Source organism: Sphaerisporangium sp. NPDC088356 (assembly GCF_040685555.1).
In the GTDB taxonomy this organism is placed as follows: Bacteria; Actinomycetota; Actinomycetes; order Streptosporangiales; family Streptosporangiaceae; genus Sphaerisporangium.
Genome location: NZ_JBFBIK010000201.1, coordinates 1 through 7,602 on the forward strand (window position 1 = coordinate 1; position 7,602 = coordinate 7,602).

The following is a 7,602-nucleotide window of genomic DNA, read 5'->3' on the forward strand; positions in this document are numbered from 1 at the left end:
CCGCGCATGGTCGCGCGGGGGCCTGCCGTCGGTACGGGGTGGTCAGACCCCCATGGACTGCGTCTCGTTGCTCTCCGGGGTCGGCTGCGCGACGACCTCGGTGACGCCGTTCTTCAGGTGGTAGCGCGAGATGGCCTCGCGCAGGGTCTCCTGCTTGACCTCGCCGCGCTTGGCCAGCTCGGTCAGCACCGCCAGGGTGATCGACGCGGCGTCCACGTGGAAGTGGCGGCGCAGCGCCGAGCGGGTGTCCGACAGGCCGAAGCCGTCGGTGCCGAGGGACGCCCAGTCGCCCGGCACCCACCGCGAGATCTGGTCGGGCACGGCCCTCATGTAGTCGCTGACGCCCACGAACGGACCGGGCACGTCGGTCAGCACCTGGGTGACGTAGGGCACGCGCTGCTCGGACTCGGGGTTGAGCAGGTTGTGCTCCTCGCAGTCGAGCGCGTCCCTGCGGAGCTCGGTCCACGAGGGCGCCGACCACACCTCGGCCGCCACGCCCCACTCCTCGGCCAGCAGGCGCTGTGCCTCAAGGGCCCAGCGACCGGCCACGCCGGAGGCGAGGATGTTCGCCCGGGGACCCTCGATGTCGGGGGCCTCCGCGAACCGGTAGAGACCCTTGAGCACCCCTTCGACGTCGAGGTTCTCGGGCTCGGCCGGCTGGGGATAGGGCTCGTTGTAGACGGTGAGGTAGTAGAAGATGTCCTCGGGCTGCTCGCCGTACATGCGCCGCAGGCCGTCCTGGACGATGTGCGCGATCTCGAACGCCCACGCCGGGTCGTACGACACGGCGGCGGGGTTCGTCGAGGCGATCAGCGGCGTGTGGCCGTCCTCGTGCTGGAGGCCCTCGCCGTTGAGCGTGGTGCGCCCGGCCGTCGCCCCCAGCAGGAAGCCACGGCCCATCTGGTCGCCCAGCTGCCACATCTGGTCGGCGGTGCGCTGGAACCCGAACATCGAGTAGAAGATGTAGACCGGGATCATGTTCACGCCGTGCGTGGCGTACGCCGACCCCGCGGCGATCACCGAGCCCATGGAGCCGGACTCGCTGATGCCCTCGTGCAGGATCTGCCCCTCGACCGACTCCTTGTAGGACAGCAGCAGGTTGCGGTCGACCGCGTCGTACGTCTGCCCGTGCGGGGAGTAGATCTTGGCGGTCGGGAACATCGCGTCGACGCCGAAGGTGCGGGCCTCGTCGGGGATGACCGGCACGAACTTGGCGCCGATCTCCTTGTCGCGCATGAGGTCCTTGAGCAGGCGGACGAACGCCATCGTCGTGGCGACGTTCTGCTTGCCTGAGCCCTTCTTCAGGTCGGCGTAGACCTTGTCACCGGGGAGCTTGAGCGGCTTGGCCCGCGTGACGCGCTTCGGCAGGTAGCCGCCGAGCGCCGCGCGGCGCTCGCGCATGTACGCGATCTCCTCGTCGTTCTCGCCCGGGTGGAAGTACGGCGGCAGCTCGCCCTCGAGGTCCTTGTCGGGGATCGGGAGGTAGAGCCGGTCGCGGAACTCCTTGAGCTCGGCCTTGCTCATCTTCTTCATCTGGTGCGTGGCGTTGCGCGCCTCGAAGTCCTTGCCGAGGGTCCATCCCTTGATGGTCTGGGCGAGGATCACCGTGGGCTGGCCGACGTGCTCGCGTGCCGCCTTGAACGCCGCGTACACCTTGCGGTAGTCGTGGCCGCCGCGCGACAGCTTGCGGATGTCGTCGTCGGACAGGTGCTCGACCATCTTGCGCAGCCGAGGGTCGTCTCCGAAGAAGTTCTCCCGGATGTACTCGCCCGACTCGACGGAGTACGTCTGGAACTGCCCGTCGGGGGTGGTGTTCATCTTGTTGACGAGCACGCCGTCGACGTCGGCGGCGAGGAGCTGGTCCCACTCGCGGCCCCACACCACCTTGATGACGTTCCAGCCGGCGCCGCGGAAGTACGACTCCAGCTCCTGGATGATCTTGCCGTTGCCGCGCACCGGCCCGTCGAGCCGCTGCAGGTTGCAGTTGATCACGAAGGTGAGGTTGTCGAGCTCCTCGCGGGAGGCGAGGCCGATCGCGCCCAGCGACTCGGGCTCGTCCATCTCACCGTCGCCGAGAAAGCACCAGACGTGGCTGCGGCTGGTGTCCTTGATCTTGCGGTTGAGCAGGTAGCGGTTGAACCGGGCCTGGTAGATCGCACCGATCGCCCCGAGGCCCATGGAGACCGTGGGGAACTCCCAGAAGTCGGGCATCAGGCGCGGGTGCGGGTACGAGGGCAGGCCCCTGAAGCCGTGGGACAGCTCCTGGCGGAAGGCGTCGAGCTGCGACTCGTTCAGGCGGCCTTCCAGGAACGCCCGGGCGTAGATGCCGGGGGCGGCGTGGCCCTGGATGAAGACCTGGTCACCCGACTCGCCGTGGTCCTTGCCGCGGAAGAAGTGGTTGAAGCCCACTTCGTACAGCGACGCGGCCGAGGCGTAGGTGGCGATATGACCACCGACGTTGGTGCGGGCGTTGGCCCGGGTCACCATCACCGCGGCGTTCCACCGGGTGTAGGCCCTGATGCGCCGTTCGACGTACTCGTCGCCCGGGAACCACGGCTCGCGCTCCGGCGGGATGGTGTTGATGTAGTCGGTGCTCCGCAGCCCGGGCACCCCCACCTGATGCTCTCTCGCCCGCTCGAGCAGGCGCAGCATCAGGTAACGGGCTCGGCTACGACCCTCCGTCTTCACGACGGTGTCAAGCGACTCGAGCCACTCCTGGGTCTCGCTGGGGTCGACATCAGGCAGCTGACTGGGTAGGCCGTCGCTGATGATCGAGAAACGCTGGCGTCCGGAAGCCACTGGGTCTCGCCTTCCGAGGATGGACTGGTAAGCCTCTTCTACGATGTCTAGGTCGTCTTCCATCCTGGCCGCTTACTCCGGAAAGTGCATCTCTACCGTCCGGTAACCAAGATGTCCCTGCTGGCAGGGGCACAACTGTGGCCTAGACCACCGATGGTAGGACGATTCTCCCAGCAAGCAACAATCGGCACATAACCGGGGGTTCGTCCCTGGCCTGATCTGGGGGGTTCCCAGGGGGCCGCTCCCCACTGCCTCCCCCGCGAGGGGGCCTTCCAACCGCCTGGACGTGGGCGTATCCGCTCGCCCGCGCGCGTGTCCCTATTGAAGAGGCGAGGGCCGGGCGGCCCTCGATCTTGCCTCCTCGCCGGCGGCCGGCTTCCTTGGGTCCGGAGCGCGTCTTGGCCGAGTAACGTTTCGGTGTTGTTTTCCCCTCCCTCTGCCAGTGAGGGCCTCCTCCTCTTTTCGCCGGGCGCGAGCCGTACGACCCTGGTAGAGGACCCTGAAGAAGGAGGGATCGACGTGTACGCGACCATAGGCGACCGGCTCCTCGTCCACGGAACGACGGTGGGTGACAGGGATCGGCCCGGTTTGATCATCGAGGTGCGGGGACCCGACGGATGCCCGCCATACGTCGTTCGCTTCGACGACGGGCACACCGGATTGGTGTTTCCCGGTCCGGATGCGATTGTCGTCCCAGTTCAGCGGGGATCATAAGATCCGTTAAGTGAAATCGCAGACGTTCGAGGTGAGCACGGGAACCAGGGAACGGGTGCACGACATCACCCGGCAGTGCGAGGAGTTCGCGCGGTCGTCTGGGGGAGACGGGCTGCTGCACGTGTTCGTCCCCCACGCGACGGCGGGGGTGGCGCTGATGGAGTTGGGCTCCGGCAGCGACGACGATCTTCTCAGCCTGCTGAGCGACCTGCTGCCGGCCGACGAGCGGTGGCGGCACGCCCACGGCTCGCGCGGTCATGGCAGGTCACATGTGATGCCGGCGTTCATCCCGCCGCACGCGACGATTCCGGTGCTCGACGGTCGGCTGGCGCTGGGGACATGGCAGTCAGTCGCTATCGTCGACCTGAACGTCGACAACTCGGAACGGCGTGTTCGTTTGTCGTTTTTGTCGGACTAGCAGATAACGGTGCGGGTCACCGGTCGTGGCGACCGTTGACGACGATGGGTCACAGCGTGTGGACTGTGCCGAAGCGGCCTCGCAGGGGCCGGGAAACCGCATAGGGCGGGGCCATCCAAGCAGGAGGGATAAACGTGAGCGCGACCGCGGGTCAGGCGCAGGGCGAGCGCGGCCTGGCCGAGCGACTCGGTCTAAAGCCGGGTCAGGTGGTGCAGGAGATCGGCTGGGATGAGGACTCCGATGAGGAGCTTCGCCAGTCGATCGAGGAGCTGACCGGCAACGAACTGGTCGATGAGGACTCCGAAGAGGTCATCGATGTCGTGCTGCTGTGGTGGCGCGATGGGGATGGAGACCTGTTCGACGCCTTGAGTGATGCGATGGCCGGACTGGCCGACGGCGGTCAGATCTGGCTGCTGACTCCCAAGGTGGGACGGGAAGGTCACGTCGAGCCCAGCGACATCGGGGAGGACGCCACCACGGCGGGCCTCTCACAGACCAGCAGCGTCAGCGCGGCCCGCGATTGGTCGGGTACGCGGCTGGTCGCTCCCAAGGGTCGCCGCTAGGTAGAGCTCTTCGATTCGCTTCCCCTGCCGTACGGCTGACACAGGCCGTACGGCAGGATGATGTGCGCTCGCGGTCATTCGTTCATCTTCTGGGCACTTTCCGCGGGGAAAGGACTGGCATGGCAGTCGAGGTGGGCGACAAGGCCCCGGACTTCGAGCTGAAGGACCAGCACGGCACGCCGGTGAGGATGGCCGACCACCGGGGGAGGCGAGTGGTGCTCATCTTCTATCCGCTCGCCTTCAGCGGCATCTGCCACGGCGAGCTGTGCGCGATCCGTGACGAGTTCGTCTCCTCGGCGCCCAAGGACGTCCAGGTGCTGACCGTGTCGGTCGACTCGGTGTTCACCCACCGGGCCTGGGCCGACCAGGAGGGCTTCACCTTCCCGCTGCTCTCCGACTTCTGGCCGCATGGCGAAGTAGCGCAAACGTACGGTGTCTTCGATGAGGAGAGGGGTCTCGCGCTTCGCGGCACCTTCGTCATCGACGGCGAGGGCGTGGTTCGGTGGAAGGCAGTGAACCCCATCCCCTCGGCGCGCGACATCTCCGAGTACCACAAGGTGCTCGAGGAAATCTCCTAGCGATGTGCGCCGGGCGGTGACCTGGCGAAGACGAAGGCGGTGGCGACGATGCCCTGCTATCGGTGCGGGGTCCGGCAGACGGACCCGGTGCGTGGCGCGAGCCCGTGGCGGCGAGGGGTTCGCCGTGAGACGCAGGTGCTCATCTGCCCGGCTTGCCAGCGTGAACACGATCTCGACCTTGACCACTGCGGATCATGTGGCTCCACCATGCTGATCTGCAGGCTGGGGGAGGTGGAGTGCCGGTCGTGCGGCTCCGTGCGGCTCGCCCACTCCTCCGCGGAGGCCTCGCTGGTGAAGGCGGGGGCGCCGGGCCTGTCGGAAGAGGTCGAGGCCGCGCTGAGCCGCGTCCTCGGAAAGCAGTCGACCTCCTGACCTTGCGATCTGGCCAATTTAGTGATCTTTGTCGCCTTTCTCCGGTTTTGACTCATGCACGCTTATGGGCAAAACTGCGCGGGAATGCGCAACACGCCCCGGAGCCCATCACGGCTAGGCGGACCGTGAAGATCGTGAAAGAGGGGAAGAACTCGGTGTACGAGTCCAGCCACTTGAGTTCCCCCGCCACGCCGGAGGCCCGCGCGTGAACCGTTACGGCGAGGCTCCGCGCGTGAACCCTTCCAGCGAGCGCATGAACGGGGCCCGCGCGTGAACACCTACAGCCAGGCCCCGCCGAACGCCTATGTCGTCGCTCTGGACGTCGGTGGCACCGCCATGAAGGGCGGCCTCGTCAGCTCGTCAGGCGAGGTGCTGCTGACCGACAAGCGCGCGACGCCGCGCGCCGAAGGCCCCCTGCGCGTGGTCGAGGCGATCCGTACCTTCATCGACGATCTCGCCGAGGCCGGCCAGGGCACCCCCTCAGGCGTCGGCCTCGCCGTACCCGGGCTGGTCACCTCCGGCACGGCCGTCTACTCGGCCAACATCGGCTGGAAGGACGTCCCCGCCGCCGACTTCACCTCGCTGGAGGTGCCGGTCCGGCTGGGCCACGACGTACGGACCGGAGGGCTGGCCGAACGCGTCCTCGGCGCCGGCCGCGCCGAACCGGACTTCCTGTTCCTTCCCATCGGCACGGGAATCGCCGGAGCCATGATCATCGCTGGCGAGCCGTACGGCGGATCGGCTGGATGGGGCGGCGAGATCGGGCACATCCCGGTCTTCCCCGACGGCGAACGCTGCGCCTGCGGCCAGATCGGCTGCCTGGAGACCTACGCCTCAGCCGCCTCGGTGGCCCGCCGCTACGGCGAACGCCGCAGCCGCGCCGCCTCCGTACGCGACCTGCCCGCCTCCACGAACGCACACACAGGACCGTCCGGCCTGACGACCGGCCCGGGGGGCGCACCTTCTGGCGCGACGACGGGCCCGGGGGGCGCACCTTCTGGTGTGACGATCGGCTCCATCGGCGCCGGTAACCCTGGACCGATGGCCGTTCCCGCCGAGGATGTCGTGGCCCTGGCCATGCTCGGCGACCCGGACGCCTCCATCGTCTGGGACGAGGCCCTGGAGGCCCTGTCCCTCGCCCTCGCCTCCTACACGCTCCTGCTGGACCCGTCGTCCATCGTCATCGGCGGAGGCCTCGCCGAAGCCGGCCCGGCGCTGTTCGCCCCCCTGGCCGAACGGCTCGAAAGCAGGCTCACCTTCCGGCCGGCCCCTCCGCTGCGCCGCGCCGCCCTCGGGATGAGCGCGGGCATGCTCGGCGCCGCCCTCCTCGGCTGGCAGGCCGCCGGCATCCCCGACGCGGGAGCCACTTGGGCGCTGGATGTGCTCAGGTCGCCTTCTGTACCGTAAGGTGTAGCCCGTCCGCGCCCCGCGAGGGGCGTCCGGGGCGCTTAGCTCAGCGGTAGAGCACTCGCCTTACAAGCGAGGGGTCACTGGTTCGAACCCAGTAGCGCCCACCAGCCAAAACACCCCCGCCAGAGATCTTCTGACGGGGGTTCCGTGCCATTAGCGTGCCATTAGGGTACGGATCTTGGCGCTGATCCTTCGCGATCATCCGCCCGTACCGGCTTCTTTGATCATGCCGTTCATCGCGTCAGCGATCTTCCGATCAGCCTGCGCCGTACTGTGCTGGTAGATCATTGCGGCGCGTACGCTGTCGTGCCCCATACGCTCCATGAGATCGCGAAGACTCGCCCCCGAGCCGGCCGCGAGCGTGTTCCCCGTATGCCGGAGATCATGGAAGTGCAGCCCGGGGAAATCGATCTTGCGCGTGACGCTCGCCCAGTCGGCCGCCCGGCGGAAGTTGCTCCGCCGGAGGATGCCGCCCCGAGAGCCCGTGAAGATCAACGCATCGTCTTCGGGACCGGTGTAGGCGGCAAGGTGATGCTCAAGCACCGGGATGATCCCCGAAGGGATCGCGACGGTACGCACGCCGGCCCGCGACTTGGGGGGACCGATGAGAAGCTCTCCGGTGTCCAGTTCCACATGCTGTTGCCTAAACTAGTACTCCAGCCGTAGATCGTGATCTTCGTGCTGGTTAGCTGTGCAGCAGCACCGGTCGGAAAGCTGCCCCTATGAACCGGTAGCGTCTGGGCATGAC

Annotated in this window: 8 protein-coding genes and 1 tRNA gene; 7 read left to right on the forward strand and 2 right to left on the reverse strand. The window is 67.5% G+C overall.

The window, feature by feature from the left end:
• Positions 1 to 42 precede the first annotated feature (42 nt).
• Positions 43 to 2,799 (reverse strand): pyruvate dehydrogenase (acetyl-transferring), homodimeric type, encoded by a 2,757-nt coding sequence (gene aceE / locus AB0O34_RS35580; RefSeq protein WP_363923192.1) that lies wholly within the window; start codon positions 2,797 to 2,799, stop codon positions 43 to 45.
• A 519-nt stretch (positions 2,800 to 3,318) separates the two neighbouring features.
• Between aceE and AB0O34_RS35585 the strand changes: the two genes are divergently transcribed.
• The 7 genes from AB0O34_RS35585 to AB0O34_RS35615 all read left to right on the forward strand — a co-directional run bounded on the left by AB0O34_RS35585 (position 3,319) and on the right by AB0O34_RS35615 (position 6,961).
• The gene (locus AB0O34_RS35585) at positions 3,319 to 3,513 is read left to right on the forward strand and encodes a DUF1918 domain-containing protein (RefSeq protein WP_248958741.1); all 195 of its coding nucleotides are present in this window, start codon (positions 3,319 to 3,321) and stop codon (positions 3,511 to 3,513) included.
• A gap of 10 nt (positions 3,514 to 3,523) precedes the next feature.
• On the forward strand, positions 3,524 to 3,931 hold the full coding sequence (locus tag AB0O34_RS35590) for a secondary thiamine-phosphate synthase enzyme YjbQ (RefSeq protein ID WP_363923195.1): 408 nt from the start codon (positions 3,524 to 3,526) through the stop codon (positions 3,929 to 3,931).
• Positions 3,932 to 4,065: 134 nt separating this feature from the next.
• A complete protein-coding gene (locus tag AB0O34_RS35595) occupies positions 4,066 to 4,494 on the forward strand; it encodes a DUF3052 domain-containing protein (protein WP_358556973.1) in 429 nt (142 codons plus the stop codon).
• A gap of 119 nt (positions 4,495 to 4,613) precedes the next feature.
• On the forward strand, positions 4,614 to 5,072 hold the full coding sequence (locus AB0O34_RS35600; protein WP_363923197.1) for a peroxiredoxin: 459 nt from the start codon (positions 4,614 to 4,616) through the stop codon (positions 5,070 to 5,072).
• A gap of 207 nt (positions 5,073 to 5,279) precedes the next feature.
• Positions 5,280 to 5,444: a hypothetical protein gene (locus tag AB0O34_RS35605; RefSeq protein WP_363923199.1), complete on the forward strand. Its 165-nt coding sequence runs from the start codon at positions 5,280 to 5,282 to the stop codon at positions 5,442 to 5,444.
• Positions 5,445 to 5,714: 270 nt separating this feature from the next.
• Positions 5,715 to 6,851, forward strand: coding sequence for an ROK family protein (locus tag AB0O34_RS35610; protein ID WP_363923201.1), 1,137 nt, complete (start codon positions 5,715 to 5,717; stop codon positions 6,849 to 6,851).
• A gap of 35 nt (positions 6,852 to 6,886) precedes the next feature.
• A tRNA-Val gene (locus AB0O34_RS35615) sits at positions 6,887 to 6,961 on the forward strand.
• A 91-nt stretch (positions 6,962 to 7,052) separates the two neighbouring features.
• Here the strand turns inward: AB0O34_RS35615 and AB0O34_RS35620 are convergent.
• Positions 7,053 to 7,487, reverse strand: coding sequence for a tyrosine-type recombinase/integrase (locus tag AB0O34_RS35620; RefSeq protein ID WP_363923203.1), 435 nt, complete (start codon positions 7,485 to 7,487; stop codon positions 7,053 to 7,055).
• Positions 7,488 to 7,602 lie beyond the last annotated feature (115 nt).